The sequence below is a fragment of the Enterobacter cloacae complex sp. P42RS genome (assembly GCF_014930595.1).
Classification (GTDB): Bacteria; Pseudomonadota; Gammaproteobacteria; order Enterobacterales; family Enterobacteriaceae; genus Enterobacter; species Enterobacter bugandensis.
Map to the genome: position 1 here is coordinate 103,018 of NZ_JADBRK010000009.1, position 15,984 is coordinate 119,001.

The following is a 15,984-nucleotide window of genomic DNA, read 5'->3' on the forward strand; positions in this document are numbered from 1 at the left end:
CATTTCAGAAATAATTAGTCGTTTTTGATGAATAATGCAGATCAAAATTCTGAATTGTTAGTGTCGCGTTAATAGATTGTGTTGTGAATGTTTGATGTGAGCGTAAATAATCAAAAAAAATAACGGTTGGGATATTTGTGAAATATTTTCTGAGAGGTTTCGTTTTTATTTAAAAATAAATTGAATAGTTATTCAAAGCATAAACCGATAACCGATACCGGTTTCAGTTAATAAATGACGGGGGCGCGCGGGGTCAACTTCAAGTTTCTGGCGAAGATGTCCCATATATATGCGTAAATAGTGACTATGCTCCACCGCGTTGGGTCCCCACACCTGACTTAACAGCTGGCGCTGGGTGAGTACTTTACCGTGATTATTAAGCAGCACGGCGAGCAGGCGAAACTCGATTGGCGTGAGATGGATTTCTTCTTCACCGCGCACAATACGTCGCGCGGCCAGATCAACCCGGATATCCCCAAACGTGTAGGTTGGGTCAGCAGGCGTGGTTGCGCTGTGGCGGCGCAGGGCCACGCGCAGGCGAGCCTGTAGCTCGCCGATACCAAAAGGTTTTATCAGATAGTCGTCCGCCCCGGCATCCAGCGCGGCGATTTTATCCGTCTCTTCAGTACGGGCGGAGAGCACCAGAATCGGCATCTGGCTCCACTGACGTACCTCGCGGATAAAATCGATGCCGTCACCGTCCGGCAGGCCAAGATCGAGGATCACCAGGTCCGGCTTGCGGGTTGCGGCTTCAATTAACCCCCGCTGAAGCGTACCCGCATCATGAACGCGCAGACCATCGCCTTCCAGCGCTGCGCGCAGAAACCGGCTAATGGCGATCTCATCTTCAACAATCAGAACGTTGATCACAAATCCTCTGGTAATTCATTCAGTTCCGGCGGGGTTTCCAGAGGAAGTGTAACACAAAAACGCGCGCCGCCTTCCGGACGATTCTCCGCGAAAATGGTTCCGCCATGAACATCAATTATTGCCTGACAAATCGCCAGCCCCAGCCCCACGCCCGGGATGGCAGACTCCTTATTGCCGCGTGCGAATTTTTCGAAAATAGCCATCTCCTGTCCGGCAGGAATGCCCGGTCCGGTATCCCAGACGTCAAGACGAAGCGTGTCGTCGTCCACCGTCGCATCCACCCCAATCCGGGCGCTGGCACCTGCATATTTGCCGGCGTTTTCCAGCAGGTTAATCAACACTCGTTCAAACAGCGGACCGTCGACGTGAATTAACGTCAGGGGCTCGGGCATGTTCAGCGCAATATGCCGCCCACCGAGGCCGGGTTCGAGCATTTTCAGCGCGCTGCCCACCACCTCTTCAAGCGTGAGCCACTCTTTTTTGAGGTTAAAACCGCCCGACTGGATCCGCGCCATATCGAGCAGGTTATTCACCAGGCGCGTGGTATTGAGCACGTGCTGACGGATTTCGCTGGCCTGCATGGCGTGTTTTGAACCTTCCGCTGCCAGGTCCAGCGTCAGGATTTCCGACTGGCCAAACAGGACGGTAAGAGGTGTGCGCAGGTCATGTGATAGCGCCGCCAGGAGCGAGTTACGGATGCTTTCGCGCTCGCTTGCCAGCCGGGCCTGCTCTTCGCTGGCGGTGAGGGCCAGCCGTTCCAGCGCGCTGGCAACCAGCAGCGTAAAGGTCTCCAGCAGTCGCTGCTGTTCGGGGATCATCAGCTGGCGCAGATTGGAGGGCTCCACGATAACCAGCCCCAGGTTTTTATCGGCGCTGCGCAGGGGCAGAATTTGATAGGGCACGCCGGGCAGGGTGTCGGTCCCTGCACCCGCCGGTAGCCCTTTATCAAAGCTCCAGCGGGCGATGGCTTCGTCCCAGGGCGTCATGCCCGAGGCCGACGTCAGCGGGCGCAGCTTGCCGTGATCGTCCGGGAGTAAAATCAGGTTGCTGGCATGAAAGGTCGAGCGAATAAACTGCTCGCTGGTCTGCACAATATCCAGCGGCGTGCGGCCTACCGCCAGCGATTTCGACATCTCATAAAGATGCCGCGTGCGCTGTTCGCGATAGCGGGCGATACGCGCCTGGTAGCGCACGCCAGCCGTTAAGTTCCCGATCACCAGCCCGACGGTAAGCATCACGGCGAAGGTGAGGATGTACTGTACGTCCGAGACGGCGAGCGTCCCGCGGGGGGCAATAAAGAACAGATCGAAGCTGATGACGTTAATAACCGTCGCCAGTACCGACGGCCAGCGTCCGTAAAAGAGCGCCACCACTACCACGCCCAGCAGGTAGATCATCACCAGGTTGGCCGCGTCGAAGGCAATCAGCCATTTGCTGGCGATTATAGTGATCAGGGCGCAGAGCACGACGGCGACAAAACAGCCGCGGAGCTGAATGCGCCATTTATCGCTGAAGGCCCGGCTGTCCGGCGCGCGGCTGGGGAGGGGAGCAGGTTTATCATCCAGCGCCACGATCACCAGGTCCAGATCCGGCGCGCGGCGGGCCAGCTTGTCGGCAAAGGATTCGCGGCTAAACCAGCGGCGATGCTGGCGGCGGCCAATGACAATTTTCCCCAGGTTATGCTCCCGCGCGTAGCGCAGAATGGCCTTATCTTCCTGCGGATCGGAAAGGGTAGCGGTTTCGGCACCCAGCTCCTGCGCCAGGCGCAGCGAGCTCAGGATCGCGCGGCGCTGATTTTCGGGCAGAGCGTGCAGCTGCGGTGTTTCGACATACACCGCATGCCAGACGCTGCCAAATTTGGCCGCCAGGCGCGCGGCGGTGCGGACCAGTTTTTCATTGCCGCTGCCGTGCCCCACGCACAGCAGAATGGCATCCCGCGTATGCCAGACGCGCTCCTGTCCCTGCAGGTCGCGCCAGGCGCGCATCTGATCGTCAACGCGATCGGCAGTACGCCGCAGGGCCAGCTCGCGCAGGGCAATCAGGTTACCTTTGCGGAAGAAATGTTCGATGGCGCGCTCGGCCTGGCCGGCAATATAAACCTTGCCTTCGTGCAGGCGCTGGCGCAAATCGTCAGGAGGCAGGTCAACCAGTACCACCTCATCGGCAGAATCAAAGAACGGGTCGGGCACCGTCTCGCGCACCTGAATGCCGGTCACGCCGCTGACCACGTCGTTCAGGCTTTCAAGATGCTGAACGTTAACCGTTGTGAACACATCAATGCCGGCCTCGAGCAGCTCTTCAACATCCTGCCAGCGTTTGGGATGGCGTGAGCCTGGCGCATTGCTGTGCGCCAGTTCGTCCATCAGGATAAGCGCGGGACGGCGGGCGAGGGCGGCATCGAGATCGAATTCAGTGACTAACCGACCGCGATGGCTGATGCGGCGGGGCGGCTGGGTAGCCAGCCCCTTCAGCAGCGACGCCGTCTCTTTGCGTCCGTGGGTTTCGACCACGCCGATCAGAATATCGAGCCCCTGCGCCCGAAGCCGCTGGGCTTCCGTCAGCATGGCGAAGGTTTTCCCGACGCCCGCGCAGGCGCCAAAGAAAATTTTCAGTTTGCCGCGATGGGCTTCAGCCGTCTGTTCAAGCAGCCTGTCCGGATCCGGGCGCATGGGCTCGTCGGTCATTTAGTTTTTCCTTAGCGCGTCCAGCGCCAGATTCAGCTCAACAATATTTACCACGGGCATGCCGATGAAGTTGACCAGCGGCTTTTGCGTGTGCTCTGCCACCAGCTTGCTCACCTGTTCGACGGTCAACTGACGGGCGGCGGCGACGCGCGGGATCTGCCAGGCCACCGCTGCCGGCGTCAGGCTGTAGTCCAGCCCGCTGGCAGAGGCGGTCACCAGCTCTACGGGCACCTCGCGGCTGGCCTGAGGATTGGCGGCACGCAGGGTTGCCACGCGTTCAGCGACGGCTTTGTCCAGCTCCGGGTTGCTGCCCGCCAGGTTACTGCCGCCGGATGCCATCGGATTATACGGGCTTTCGGCAGTGGCGGAAGGGCGTCCCTGGAAGTAGCGAGCATCCGTAAAGTTCTGACCAATCAGGCGTGAACCGCGGTTTTCGCCGTTTTGTATAATCAGCGAGCCGTTGGCCTGATCCTTAAACCACCACTGGCCCAGCGCGGTGGTCACCAGCGGGTACAGCCCGCCGGTAATGAGAGACAGCAGTATGAACAGAAGTATAGCGGGGCGTAACATGGTCATTTGATTCACCTTTTAAACCAGGCCGAACAGCGTCAACAGCAGGTCGATAACCTTGATACCGACGAAGGGCACCACCAGCCCGCCCAGGCCGTAAATCCACAGGTTACGGCGCAGCATGGCGGCCGCCGTGAGCGGCTTATAGCTCACGCCCTTCAGCGCCAGCGGGATCAGGAAGACAATAATCAGGGCGTTAAAAATCACTGCGCTCAGAATGGCCGAGGCCGGAGAGTGCAGGTGCATCACGTTCAGGGCGTTTAATTGCGGATAGGTCGCAGCAAACGCGGCCGGAATGATGGCGAAATACTTCGCCACGTCGTTAGCGATACTGAACGTGGTCAGCGAGCCGCGCGTCATCAGCATCTGCTTGCCGATGTGCACCACTTCAATCAGCTTGGTCGGGTTAGAGTCGAGGTCGACCATGTTGCCCGCCTCTTTTGCGGCCTGGGTACCGGAGTTCATCGCCACCGCCACGTCGGCCTGCGCGAGGGCAGGAGCATCGTTGGTCCCGTCACCGGTCATCGCCACCAGACGGCCTTCCGCCTGATACTGACGAATCAGTGCCAGCTTGGCTTCCGGTGTGGCTTCGGAAAGGAAATCATCCACGCCCGCTTCGGCGGCAATCGCCGCGGCGGTAAGACGGTTATCCCCGGTGATCATCACCGTTTTGATCCCCATCTTACGCAGCTGGGCAAAGCGCTCCTTGATGCCGCCTTTGACGATGTCCTTCAGGGCAATGACCCCGAGCACGCGCGCGCCTTCGGCCACCACCAGCGGCGTCGCGCCCTGACGGGCCACGCTTTCGACCAGGCTGTCCACTTCCGGCGGGAAGTGACCGTTGTTGGCCTCAATGTGGCGGCGGATGGCGTCAACCGAGCCTTTACGGATCATGCGATCCTGGATGTTGATGCCGCTCATGCGGGTTTGCGCCGTGAAGGGCACGAACGTGGCGTGCAGGCTCTGAACGTCGCGCTGGCGCAGGTTAAAGCGCTGCTTGGCGAGGATCACTATACTGCGGCCTTCCGGAGTTTCATCGACAAGGGATGAGAGCTGGGCGGCATCCGCCAGCGTTTTTTCATCCACGCCCGGGGCGGGTAAGAAATCCGACGCCTGGCGGTTACCGAGGGTAATGGTCCCGGTTTTATCCAGCAGCAAGACATCCACGTCACCGGCGGCTTCTACGGCACGCCCGCTGGTGGCGATGACGTTGGCACCGAGCATGCGGCTCATGCCGGCCACGCCGATGGCCGACAGCAGGCCGCCGATGGTGGTGGGGATCAGACAAACCAGCAGCGCCACCAGCACTGTGACGGTGACCGCGGTACCGCCATAGGCAGAGAACGGCCACAGCGTCGCGGTTGCCAGCAGGAAGACAATGGTCAGGGCCACCAGCAGGATGGTCAGGGCAATCTCGTTTGGCGTTTTCCGGCGCTGTGCGCCTTCCACCATGGCGATCATCCGGTCGAGGAAGGTTTCACCCGGGTTAACGCTGCACTGGATCACCAGCCAGTCGGAGAGAATGCGCGTCCCGCCCGTCACGGAGGCGAAATCGCCGCCGGACTCACGGATCACCGGCGCGGATTCGCCAGTGATGGCGCTCTCATCCACCGATGCGCCCCCTTCAATGACTTCGCCGTCGCAAGGGATGATGTCACCGGCTTCCACCAGCACCACATCGCCTTTACGCAGTTCATCCGCCGGAACGTGGTCCATCTGGGCACCGTATTTCGGCTCACGTAACTTGCGCGCGAAGGCGGTTTTTTTCACCCCTTTCAGGCTGTTGGCCTGGGCTTTACTCCGGCCTTCCGCCAGCGCTTCCGCAAAGTTGGCGAACAGCACGGTAAACCACAGCCACAGGCTGATGGCGCCGGTAAACATCGCATTTCCCGGCATATGGCCCGTTCCCATGGCAATCGCCAGGGCGGTGGTCAGGACGCTTCCCGCCCAAACGATAAACATCACCGGGTTGTGCCACTGCACGCGCGGGCTCAGCTTTTTCACCGCATCCATGAGCGCCTGGCGAACTAATGACGGTTCGAACAGGGCCAGTTGTTTACGACTCATGACAATTTCTCCGCAAAATCAGCGTAAAGAGAGGTATTCCGCGACCGGGCCTAACGCGAGGGCGGGGATAAAGGTCAGGGCGCCGACCAGCAACACGGTGCCCGTCAGCAGGCCGATAAACAGCGCGCCGTGGGTTGGTAACGTCCCGGTGGTGGTCGGTTGGATTTTTTTGTTCACCAGCGATCCGGCAATCGCCATAACCGGCACAATGATCCCGAAGCGGCCCACGAACATGCAGAACGCCAGCAGGCAGTTCCAGAACGGAGAGTTGGCGCTTAAGCCTGCAAAGGCGCTACCGTTGTTGTTGGCGGCCGAGGAGACGGCATACAGCACTTCGCTAAAACCGTGAATGCCGGGGTTAAAGATGCCGCTGCGTCCGGCCTCGGTCATCAGCGCCAGCGCGGTGCCGAGCAGCACGAGAGCCGGGGTGACCAGAATCGCCAGCGCGGTTAACTTCATCTCGCGAACGTCGATCTTTTTACCCAGATATTCCGGGGTGCGGCCAATCATCAGACCGGCAATAAACACCGCCAGCAGCACGAAAAGCAGCATGCCGTAAAGACCGGAGCCCACGCCGCCAAACACCACCTCGCCAATCTGCATTAGCCACATTGGGATCATGCCGCCCAGCGCCGTAAAGGAATCATGCATGGCATTGACGGCCCCGCACGACGCTGCCGTGGTGACCACCGCATACAGGCTGCTGGCGAGAATGCCAAAGCGGCTCTCTTTACCTTCCATGTTGATGGCGCTATCGGCCCCGAGTGAGAGGAAGTGCGGATTACCCTGCCATTCGGCCCACATCACCAGCGCAACGCAGACCACGAAGATAAGCGACATGGTCCAGAGCAGGGTACGCCCCTGACGGCGATCGTTGACCACATCACCAAAGGCGAAACAGAGCGCGGCGGGGATCAGGAAGATCGCCAGCATCTGCACAAAATTGGTCAGGGCGGTAGGGTTTTCAAACGGATGCGACGAGTTGGCGTTGAAGAAGCCGCCGCCGTTGGTGCCGAGCATTTTGATGGCTTCCTGCGACGCCACTGGCCCCATCGGCAGGAGCTGTTTTGCTCCTTCCAGCGAGGTATACGGGGCGTAAGGCAGCAGGTTTTGCAGGGTGCCCTGCTGAATAAAGAACAGCGCGATGAGCAGCGCAATCGGCAGCAGGATCCACAGCGTAATGCGCGTCAAATCCACCCAGGCGTTACCCAGGGTACCGATTTTCTGACGCGCAAACGCGCGCGTCAGCGCGAAAATTACCGCGATACCGCTGGCTGCAGAGAGGAAGTTCTGCACGGTTAATCCAGCCATCTGGCTGAAATAGCTCAGCGTGGTTTCACCGGCATAGGACTGCCAGTTGGTGTTGGTAACAAAACTGACCGCCGTGTTCAGCGCAAGATGCCAGGACAGGCCCGGTAACCGTTGCGGATTCAGCGGCAGGATGCCCTGCAGCATCAGCATGGCAAAAAGTGCAAAAAGCCCAACGATGTTCAGCAGCAGAATAGCGAACAGATATTCACGCCAGCTCATCTCCCGATCGTCGATTCCCAGCACGCGCCAGATCCCTTTTTCAACGCTTCCCGTGCCGGGCAGGGGGACGTTGTTGATAAGCCTGGCCAGCCCCGTTCCCAGCGGCCTTGCCAGAACGAACAATACCACTAAGAAGCTGGCAATAAGCAAAAACGCCTGAGCAGCCATCAGAATGCCTCCGCGTTAATCAGGGCATAGACCAGATAACCCAATAACAGGAACACCAGCACGATGCCGGCAATAAGACCTGCACTCACAATCCACCTCCGGGTGACTTTTGTTGTTGTGTTAACGGTAGGATTTATGGCGCAAAGATTTCGCAAAAATGAGAAGGGCGGGTGTAAAAAAAGTATAAAAATGGCAAAGCCCACAATTTAACTATTGATAAGTAAATCGTTAACTTTTTTGTAACTTAATTACGGTGCGAGTGTAAATTTTTGCTAAACGGACGAAAATAAGTGGTCGGATGAGTAGTAAAATTACAAACAAAGCGATATTATTTTATCCAGGTCACAGATTTCACATTTTCCGGAGAAGGTTTCCGGCCAACTACAGGGGAGAAAAATATGGATCTTTATAAAGAGTATCCGGCTCATATCGTGTTCATGCGTCGCACTTTCGCCGTAGTGGCTGGCGTGCTGGCCCTGCCGGTGATGTTGTTCTGGAAAGATCGCGCGCGTTTTTATAGCTATCTGCACCGCGTCTGGGCGAAAACCAGCGAGAAGCCGGTGTGGATGGATCAGGCAGAGAAAGCGACCTGCGATTTCTATTGATACAACGCTGACGCGTAGCCATAAAAAAACCGCCAATAGCAATATGGCGGTTTTTTTGTCCCTCGGGATTCGCGGTCCGTTGGGTGGTCTTGCAGCCCCTACCCGGGATTTTTATCATACCCTTCTGTAAGAAGATGGCAATCCCTCGAAGTCTTTATAAATTCCTAATTTTATTCGGGTATCTTACCTTTGCAGCGGATAGTAATTATGATGCTGCGTCCCTTTCCGCCATCTCGCAAATGGGCATCGGTCCTGGGAAAGGTGTATTTTCAGCCGTAAAGCAGCCCGCCTACCCGGGCTTGTGTCCACCGATTTATCACCGGTGGTGAACGGTGGAGCGGTTAGCAGCAGGGACCGCATAGTGAAACGCTATATATGCATCGCGTTCATTGTCGCCAGCGTACTCGTTGTAAAGAGTGATGAACCTAATGCGTTTGTCGCTTTAACCACGATAGCGCAGGACAAGTAGCGTTAAGGCCGCCCCGGGCGGCCTTTTTTATTTCATCCCGTCTACACTTCATGGCAAAGTAGTTCAATGCATGCTTTTTCCTTGTATGGCATGCCCTTATGGACATAATGGACAATAGCCTGGAGTTTTATGCCCACCCATCTGGTTTGGTTTCGCGCGGATTTGCGCGTACATGACAACATCGCTCTCGCGGCAGCCTGCCGCTCTGATGACGCCAGCGTACTGGCGCTATTTATCGCCACGCCTGAGCAGTGGCAGCAGCATGATATGGCACCACGGCAGGCGGCTTACCTCAAATCACACCTGAACGAACTGCAGCACGCGCTTGCCGAGAAAGGCATACCTCTTATCTACAAAGAGGTCAGCGATTTTACCGCGCAGCTTCATATGCTGCAGGAGATATGCCAGCAGAATGGCGTCACGCATCTTTTTTATAACTACCAGTACGAACTGAACGAACAGCAGCGGGACCGCCAGCTGGAGAAAATGCTGGGAGAGGTGGTATGTGAGGGATTTGATGACAGCGTGATGCTGGCTCCGGGCAGCGTTATGACCGGCGGTCACGAAATGTATAAAGTGTTTACGCCGTTTAAAAATGCTTTTGTTAAGCGCCTGAAAGAGGCGCTGCCGGAGTGCGTACCCGCGCCCGCCGCCAGAGGAGAGGCTATAACCGATCTCCCCGAATTAACGTTCAACTATCCCCTGCGGGCATTTGATGAACTTCTGTTCCCTGCCAGTGAGAAGGCCGCTATTGCGAAGCTGCGCCAGTTTTGCAAGCAGGGCGCGGGAGAATATGACGCGCGCAGGGATTTCCCGGCAATTGAAGGGACAAGCCGGTTATCGGCCTGCCTGGCGCTGGGCGTGCTCTCTCCTCGCCAGTGTTTGCATCGTCTTCTGGCCGAACAGCCGCAGGCGCTGGACGGTGGTGCGGGCTCGGTGTGGCTGAACGAACTTATCTGGCGTGAATTCTACCGCCATCTGATGACGTACCATCCCAATCTCTGTAAGCATCGTCCGTTCATTACGTGGACCGACAGCGTAAAATGGCAGCACGATGAGGCACTTTTACAGGCCTGGCAAAAAGGGGAGACGGGCTATCCGATTGTGGACGCCGCTATGCGCCAGCTAAATGAAACCGGGTGGATGCACAATCGTCTGCGAATGATTACCGCGAGCTTCCTGGTGAAAGATCTGCTTATCGACTGGCGAATCGGAGAGCGCTATTTTATTTCTCAGCTGATCGATGGCGATCTGGCGGCGAATAACGGTGGCTGGCAGTGGGCGGCCTCTACCGGCACCGATGCGGCTCCCTATTTCAGGATTTTTAATCCGACCACGCAGGGGCAAAAATTTGATGCCAACGGCGACTTTATTCGCCGCTGGTTGCCCGCGCTCAGGAACGTTCCTGAAAAAGCGATCCATGACCCGTGGGCATGGGCGGATAAACAGGGCGTAAAGCTCGATTATCCCCGCCCGATTGTCGACCATAAACAGGCGCGCGTCGCCACGCTGGCGGCGTACGAAGCCGCCCGAAAAGTTTGAGAGAATGATGATGAAAAACAGTGAACTGGAACGCCTGATTAACGAAAAACTTAATACCGCCTCCTTTAGCGACTATGGCCCGAATGGCCTGCAGGTCGAAGGGCGCGAAACGGTGCAGAAAATCATCACCGGCGTGACGGCAAGCCAGGCGCTGCTGGATGAGGCGGTGCGTCAGGAAGCCGACGCGGTGATTGTCCATCACGGTTACTTCTGGAAAAACGAATCGCCGATTATCCGCGGCATGAAGCGCAACCGCCTCAAAACGCTGCTGTCGAATGATATCAACCTGTACGGTTACCATCTGCCGCTGGATGCGCATCCTGAACTGGGAAATAACGTCCAGCTGGCACAGCTGTTAGGGATTACCGTGATGGGTGAAATCGAGCCGCTGGTGCCGTGGGGCGAACTGTCGATGCCGGTACCGGGGCTGGAGCTGGCATCGTGGATCGAAGCGCGGCTGGGGCGTCGTCCGCTGTGGTGCGGAGATACCGGGCCGGATACCGTGAAGCGCGTGGCGTGGTGTACCGGCGGCGGCCAGGGCTTTATCGACAGCGCCGCGCGCTTTGGTGTTGATGCGTTTATTACCGGCGAAGTCTCCGAGCAGACGGTTCACTCTGCCCGCGAGCAGGGGCTGCATTTCTACGCGGCAGGCCACCACGCTACCGAGCGCGGCGGTATTCGCGCCCTCAGCGAGTGGCTGACGGAAAATACCGATCTGGATGTGACCTTTATTGATATCCCTAATCCGGCCTGATGAGAGGTAGTTAAGTGCAGCGAGCGCGTTGTTATCTTCTGGGTGAAACCGCGGTAGTTCTGGAGCTTGAGCCTCCCGTGACGCTTGCCACGCAAAAGCGTATCTGGCGCCTGGCTCAGCGGCTGCCCGAGCTACCCGGCGTGGTTGAAGCTATTCCGGGTATGAATAATATCACCGTGGTGCTGCGCGATCCGCACACCGGGGCGCTGGATGCCATTGAGCGTCTGCAGCGCTGGTGGGAAGAGAGCGAGGCGCTGGAGCCAGAATCGCGGGCGATTGAGATCCCGGTTGTCTATGGCGGCAAAGGTGGCCCTGACCTGGGCGTGGTGGCCGAACACTGTGGATTAACAGTAAAGCAGGTTGTGGAGCTGCACAGCTCGGTGGATTACGTCGTCTGGTTTCTGGGTTTTCAGCCGGGCTTTCCGTATCTGGGCGGATTATCTCCCCGGCTGCATACCCCGCGTCGGGCTGAGCCGCGCCTGAGCGTACCCGCAGGAACGGTGGCGATTGGCGGTGAACAAACCGGAATTTATCCGCTTACTTCACCGGGCGGCTGGCAGCTTATCGGGCACACCTCTATGACACTATTTAAACCGGGGCAGGAGGCACCGATCCTCCTGCGTCCGGGTGATACCCTGCGCTTTATCCCGCAGAAGGAGGGGGTATGTTAACGCTTATTCGCGCGGGGCTTTATACCTCCGTTCAGGATGCCGGACGCTTTGGCATGCGCCAGTCCGGCGTGAGCTACTGCGGTGCGCTCGATCGTCCTTCGCTGGAGATTGCCAACCTGCTGGTAGGCAACGCGGGCAGCACGGCGGCGTTAGAAATTACGCTGGGTCAGTGCGTTATTGAATTTGGTGAGGAGACCTGGTTCGCCTTAACCGGCGCGGGCTGTGACGCAACGCTGGACGGCAAAGCGGTGTGGACCGGCTGGCGATTGCGGGCGAAAGCCGGGCAGCGTCTGACGCTTAAGCGTCCTCTGCACGGCGTGCGCAGCTATCTTGCCGTAGCGGGGGGCATCGACGTGCCGGAGGTGTTGGGGTCGTCCAGCACCGACCAGAAAGCGGGAATGGGCGGCCATGAGGGACGGCTGCTGCGCGACGGCGATCGTCTTGCGATTAAGCCATCAGCGCGCCATTTCACCACCACGCAGGGCGTGAAGCAGCTGCTGTGGGGGAACGTGATCCGCGCCTTGCCGGGACCGGAATATCAGGAGTTTGATGAAGCCTCAAAAGAGTCTTTCTGGCGTTCGCCGTGGAAAATCAGCCCGCAGAGTAACCGTATGGGTTACCGGCTTCAGGGGCAGCCGCTGACCCGCACGACTGACCGGGAGCTGCTTTCCCACGGGCTGCTGCCGGGGGTGATTCAGGTGCCGGGCAACGGGCAGCCCATCGTACTGATGAACGATGCGCAAACTACCGGCGGCTATCCGCGTATTGCCTGCATTATCGAAGCGGATCGCTACCATCTGGCGCAAATCCCTCTCGGTCAGCCGATTCATTTCGTGCAGTGTACGCTGGAGGAGGCGCTAAAGGCGCGGCAGGATCGGCAGCGCTATCTCGAACAGCTGGCGTGGAGGCTTGATGGTAAAGATTGATTTAAACGCCGATCTGGGGGAGGGCAGCAGCGCCGATGCGGAACTGATGACCCTGGTCTCCTCGGTCAATATCGCCTGCGGTTTTCACGCGGGCGATGCGCAAACCATGCTGGAGAGCGTGCGTAATGCCATTAAAAACGGCGTGGCGATTGGCGCTCACCCGAGCTTCCCGGACCGGGAGAACTTTGGCCGTACGGCGATGGATCTGCCCCCTGAGACGGTCTACGCTCAGGTGCTCTACCAGATCGGCGCGCTGGAGGCGATAGCGCGCGCTGAGCATGGCGTGCTGCGTCACGTCAAACCGCACGGCATGCTCTATAACCAGGCAGCGAAAGACCCGGCGCTGGCGGAGGCGATTGCCCGCGCGGTGCGGGACTGCAATCCGCAGCTGATTCTGGTTGGCCTGGCGGGTAGCGAGTTTATTCGTGCCGGAGAACGGCTGGGGCTGACGACGCGGCAGGAAGTCTTTGCCGATCGGGGATACATGCCGGACGGCAGCCTGGTGCCGCGCACGCAGGCCGGTGCGCTGATTACTGACGAAAATAAAGCGCTGGCGCAGACGCTGGCGATGGTGCGCTTCGGGCGGGTGACCGCTGTGGACGGCACGTCGGCACACGTTCAGGCTGATACGGTATGTTTACATGGTGATGGCGAGCATGCGCTCCAGTTTGCGCGCCGCCTGCGGGCGGCGTTCTCTGAAGAGGGCATTCTCGTCAGCGCAGATTGATTATAAAAGGACAATGACATGCCTGAAGGTCCGGAGATCCGCCGTGCGGCGGATAGCCTGGAGGCGGCGATAAAGGGCAAACCGCTGACCGATGTCTGGTTTGCCTTTCCTCAACTTAAGCCGTTTGAAACAGAGCTGGTGGGACAGACGGTGACCCATATTGAAACGCGCGGCAAAGCGTTGCTCACGCATTTTTCCCATAACCTGACGTTATATAGCCATAACCAGCTCTACGGTGTGTGGCGCGTAGTCGATGCGGACGAGCAGCCGCAAACGACGCGCGTGCTGCGCGTCCGGTTACAAACGGCGGATAAGGCGATCCTGCTCTACAGCGCCTCTGATATCGAAATGTTAACGCCGGAGCAGCTGCTGACGCATCCGTTCTTACAGCGCGTCGGGCCGGACGTGCTGGACATGCGCCTGACGGCGAGCGATGTGAAGGCCCGACTGTTATCGCCCAAATTCCGCAACCGCCAGTTTTCCGGATTGTTGCTCGATCAGGCTTTTCTGGCGGGATTAGGCAACTATCTGCGGGTGGAAATCCTTTGGCAAGTGGGGCTGGCGCCGCAGCGCAAGGCCTCTCAGCTTAGCGATGAAAAGCTGGACGCGTTGTCTCACGCGCTGCTGGATATTCCGCGGCTGTCGTACAACACGCGCGGCGTGGTGGATGAGAACAAACATCACGGGGCGCTGTTCCGCTTTAAGGTGTTCCATCGGGCGGGGAAAAAGTGCGAGCGGTGCGGCGGGATTATCGACAGGATTATGCTCTCTTCCAGACCTTTTTACTGGTGCCCGCACTGCCAGAGATAAAAGCAAAACGGTAACCCAGGGGTTACCGTTTTTAAGGTTTGTTCCCTCTCCCTGTGGGAGAGGGCCAGGGTGAGGGCATCAGGCCGCACCCAACGTTTTTTAGCGCTTCAGGTCAGACTTAAAATCACGCTGCTCGTAGCCGGTGTACAGCTGACGAGGACGGGCGATTTTCATACCTTCGCTGTGCATTTCGTTCCAGTGCGCAATCCAGCCCACGGTACGCGCCATGGCGAAGATCACGGTGAACATGGAAGACGGAATGCCCATCGCTTTCAGAATAATGCCAGAGTAGAAATCGACGTTCGGGTAGAGTTTCTTCTCGATGAAGTACGGGTCGTTCAGCGCGATGTGTTCCAGCTCCATCGCCACTTCCAGCAGATCGTCTTTGGTGCCCAGCTCTTTCAGCACTTCATGGCAGGTCTCACGCATAACGGTTGCGCGCGGGTCGTAGTTTTTGTAAACACGGTGACCGAAGCCCATCAGGCGGAAGGAGTCATTCTTGTCTTTCGCGCGACGCACGAACTCTGGAATGTGCTCAACGGTGCTGATCTCTTCCAGCATCTTCAGCGCCGCTTCGTTCGCGCCGCCGTGCGCCGGTCCCCACAGGGAGGCGATGCCCGCAGCGATACAGGCGAACGGGTTCGCGCCTGAAGAGCCTGCGGTACGGACAGTAGAGGTAGAGGCGTTCTGCTCGTGGTCAGCGTGCAGGATCAAAATACGGTCCATCGCGCGTTCCAGCACCGGATTCACTTCATACTCTTCGCACGGCGTGGAGAACATCATGCGCAGGAAGTTGCCGGCGTAGGAGAGGTCGTTACGTGGGTACACAAACGGCTGGCCGATGGAGTATTTGTAGCACATCGCCGCCATGGTCGGCATTTTGGACAGCAGGCGGAACGCCGCGATATCACGGTGACGCGGGTTATTCACGTCAAGTGAGTCGTGGTAGAACGCCGCCAGCGCACCGGTAATCCCGCACATCACCGCCATTGGGTGAGAGTCACGACGGAACGCATGGAACAGACGGGTAATCTGCTCATGGATCATGGTGTGACGGGTTACGGTGGTTTTGAATTCATCGTACTGCGCCTGCGTCGGCTTTTCGCCGTTCAGCAGGATGTAGCACACTTCCAGGTAGTTGGATTCGGTGGCTAACTGATCGATGGGGAAGCCGCGATGGAGCAGGATACCTTCGTCACCGTCAATGTAGGTGATTTTGGATTCGCAAGATGCGGTAGAGGTAAATCCAGGGTCAAAGGTAAATACTCCTTTGGAACCCAGCGTACGGATATCAATAACATCCTGACCGAGCGTGCCTTTTAGCACATCCAGTTCAATAGCATCATCACCATTTAGGGTGAGTTTTGCCTTTGTATCAGCCATTTACGGTCTCCTTAGCGCCTTATGCTTAAGACTGCTTTTACCGGATTTGCCTTCAGCTGTTAATCACCGTTACCAGATTGTTATTTGGCTTACCGCTCAGCTCACGAGGAGTAACCAGGGTACAGAGCTATGGCGCCTTGCAGGTAAACGAATGAAATATCAGTGAAACAACAGCAAATCAGCGTTTTTGCAGTCCGAATTATTCAAA

Annotated in this window: 14 protein-coding genes; 7 read left to right on the forward strand and 7 right to left on the reverse strand. The window is 57.8% G+C overall.

Annotated features, from left to right (window positions below; translation table 11 throughout):
* Nucleotides 1-192: 192 nt before the first annotated feature.
* Genes kdpE through kdpF form a run of 6 tightly spaced genes read right to left on the reverse strand, consistent with a single transcriptional unit; the run spans nucleotide 193 to nucleotide 7,978 of the window.
* Nucleotides 193-870, reverse strand: coding sequence for a two-component system response regulator KdpE (gene kdpE, locus IM314_RS13285; RefSeq protein WP_008501074.1), 678 nt, complete (start codon nucleotides 868-870; stop codon nucleotides 193-195).
* On the reverse strand, nucleotides 867-3,554 hold the full coding sequence (gene kdpD / locus IM314_RS13290) for a two-component system sensor histidine kinase KdpD (protein WP_060573616.1): 2,688 nt from the start codon (nucleotides 3,552-3,554) through the stop codon (nucleotides 867-869). Before kdpD ends, kdpE begins: the two co-directional genes overlap by 4 nt.
* Nucleotides 3,555-4,130, reverse strand: a complete 576-nt coding sequence (kdpC, locus tag IM314_RS13295; RefSeq protein WP_048957829.1) for a potassium-transporting ATPase subunit KdpC — start codon at nucleotides 4,128-4,130, stop codon at nucleotides 3,555-3,557.
* Between the two features lie 12 nt (nucleotides 4,131-4,142).
* Nucleotides 4,143-6,191 (reverse strand): potassium-transporting ATPase subunit KdpB, encoded by a 2,049-nt coding sequence (gene kdpB / locus IM314_RS13300; RefSeq protein WP_193359060.1) that lies wholly within the window; start codon nucleotides 6,189-6,191, stop codon nucleotides 4,143-4,145.
* A gap of 18 nt (nucleotides 6,192-6,209) precedes the next feature.
* Nucleotides 6,210-7,889 carry a potassium-transporting ATPase subunit KdpA gene (gene kdpA, locus IM314_RS13305; protein ID WP_193359061.1) on the reverse strand — a complete coding sequence of 560 codons (1,680 nt, stop codon included), beginning with the start codon at nucleotides 7,887-7,889 and terminating at the stop codon, nucleotides 6,210-6,212.
* Nucleotides 7,889-7,978: a K(+)-transporting ATPase subunit F gene (gene kdpF, locus IM314_RS13310; protein WP_014069365.1), complete on the reverse strand. Its 90-nt coding sequence runs from the start codon at nucleotides 7,976-7,978 to the stop codon at nucleotides 7,889-7,891. The genes kdpA and kdpF overlap by 1 nt, the downstream gene beginning before the upstream one ends.
* A gap of 309 nt (nucleotides 7,979-8,287) precedes the next feature.
* On the opposite strand from kdpF, the gene IM314_RS13315 reads away from it, so the two are divergent.
* The 7 genes from IM314_RS13315 to nei all read left to right on the forward strand — a co-directional run bounded on the left by IM314_RS13315 (nucleotide 8,288) and on the right by nei (nucleotide 14,393).
* On the forward strand, nucleotides 8,288-8,494 hold the full coding sequence (locus IM314_RS13315) for a YbfA family protein (RefSeq protein ID WP_014069366.1): 207 nt from the start codon (nucleotides 8,288-8,290) through the stop codon (nucleotides 8,492-8,494).
* Between the two features lie 598 nt (nucleotides 8,495-9,092).
* On the forward strand, nucleotides 9,093-10,505 hold the full coding sequence (phrB, locus tag IM314_RS13320; protein WP_193359062.1) for a deoxyribodipyrimidine photo-lyase: 1,413 nt from the start codon (nucleotides 9,093-9,095) through the stop codon (nucleotides 10,503-10,505).
* Between the two features lie 10 nt (nucleotides 10,506-10,515).
* On the forward strand, nucleotides 10,516-11,259 hold the full coding sequence (locus IM314_RS13325; protein ID WP_028012373.1) for a type 2 GTP cyclohydrolase I: 744 nt from the start codon (nucleotides 10,516-10,518) through the stop codon (nucleotides 11,257-11,259).
* Between the two features lie 14 nt (nucleotides 11,260-11,273).
* Nucleotides 11,274-11,930, forward strand: a complete 657-nt coding sequence (gene pxpB / locus IM314_RS13330; RefSeq protein WP_193359063.1) for a 5-oxoprolinase subunit PxpB — start codon at nucleotides 11,274-11,276, stop codon at nucleotides 11,928-11,930.
* The gene (pxpC, locus tag IM314_RS13335) at nucleotides 11,924-12,856 is read left to right on the forward strand and encodes a 5-oxoprolinase subunit PxpC (RefSeq protein WP_028012375.1); all 933 of its coding nucleotides are present in this window, start codon (nucleotides 11,924-11,926) and stop codon (nucleotides 12,854-12,856) included. Before pxpB ends, pxpC begins: the two co-directional genes overlap by 7 nt.
* Nucleotides 12,843-13,583, forward strand: coding sequence for a 5-oxoprolinase subunit PxpA (gene pxpA / locus IM314_RS13340; RefSeq protein WP_193359064.1), 741 nt, complete (start codon nucleotides 12,843-12,845; stop codon nucleotides 13,581-13,583). The genes pxpC and pxpA overlap by 14 nt, the downstream gene beginning before the upstream one ends.
* Nucleotides 13,584-13,601: 18 nt before the next feature.
* Nucleotides 13,602-14,393, forward strand: coding sequence for an endonuclease VIII (gene nei, locus IM314_RS13345; protein WP_193359065.1), 792 nt, complete (start codon nucleotides 13,602-13,604; stop codon nucleotides 14,391-14,393).
* Nucleotides 14,394-14,492: 99 nt separating this feature from the next.
* Here the strand turns inward: nei and IM314_RS13350 are convergent, their stop codons facing one another.
* A complete protein-coding gene (locus IM314_RS13350; RefSeq protein ID WP_028012378.1) occupies nucleotides 14,493-15,776 on the reverse strand; it encodes a citrate synthase in 1,284 nt (427 codons plus the stop codon).
* Between the last annotated feature and the right edge of the window lie 208 nt (nucleotides 15,777-15,984).

Excerpts from the sequence above, each read along its gene's own strand:
- kdpD (WP_060573616.1), bottom strand. The coding sequence starts at position 3,554 with ATGACCGACGAGCCCATGCGCCCGGATCCGGACAGGCTGCTTGAACAG.
- kdpC (WP_048957829.1), bottom strand. The coding sequence starts at position 4,130 with ATGACCATGTTACGCCCCGCTATACTTCTGTTCATACTGCTGTCTCTC.
- kdpB (WP_193359060.1), bottom strand. The coding sequence starts at position 6,191 with ATGAGTCGTAAACAACTGGCCCTGTTCGAACCGTCATTAGTTCGCCAG.
- kdpA (WP_193359061.1), bottom strand. The coding sequence starts at position 7,889 with ATGGCTGCTCAGGCGTTTTTGCTTATTGCCAGCTTCTTAGTGGTATTG.
- IM314_RS13315 (WP_014069366.1), top strand. The coding sequence starts at position 8,288 with ATGGATCTTTATAAAGAGTATCCGGCTCATATCGTGTTCATGCGTCGC.
- phrB (WP_193359062.1), top strand. The coding sequence starts at position 9,093 with ATGCCCACCCATCTGGTTTGGTTTCGCGCGGATTTGCGCGTACATGAC.
- IM314_RS13325 (WP_028012373.1), top strand. The coding sequence starts at position 10,516 with ATGAAAAACAGTGAACTGGAACGCCTGATTAACGAAAAACTTAATACC.
- pxpC (WP_028012375.1), top strand. The coding sequence starts at position 11,924 with ATGTTAACGCTTATTCGCGCGGGGCTTTATACCTCCGTTCAGGATGCC.
- pxpA (WP_193359064.1), top strand. The coding sequence starts at position 12,843 with ATGGTAAAGATTGATTTAAACGCCGATCTGGGGGAGGGCAGCAGCGCC.
- nei (WP_193359065.1), top strand. The coding sequence starts at position 13,602 with ATGCCTGAAGGTCCGGAGATCCGCCGTGCGGCGGATAGCCTGGAGGCG.
- IM314_RS13350 (WP_028012378.1), bottom strand. The coding sequence starts at position 15,776 with ATGGCTGATACAAAGGCAAAACTCACCCTAAATGGTGATGATGCTATT.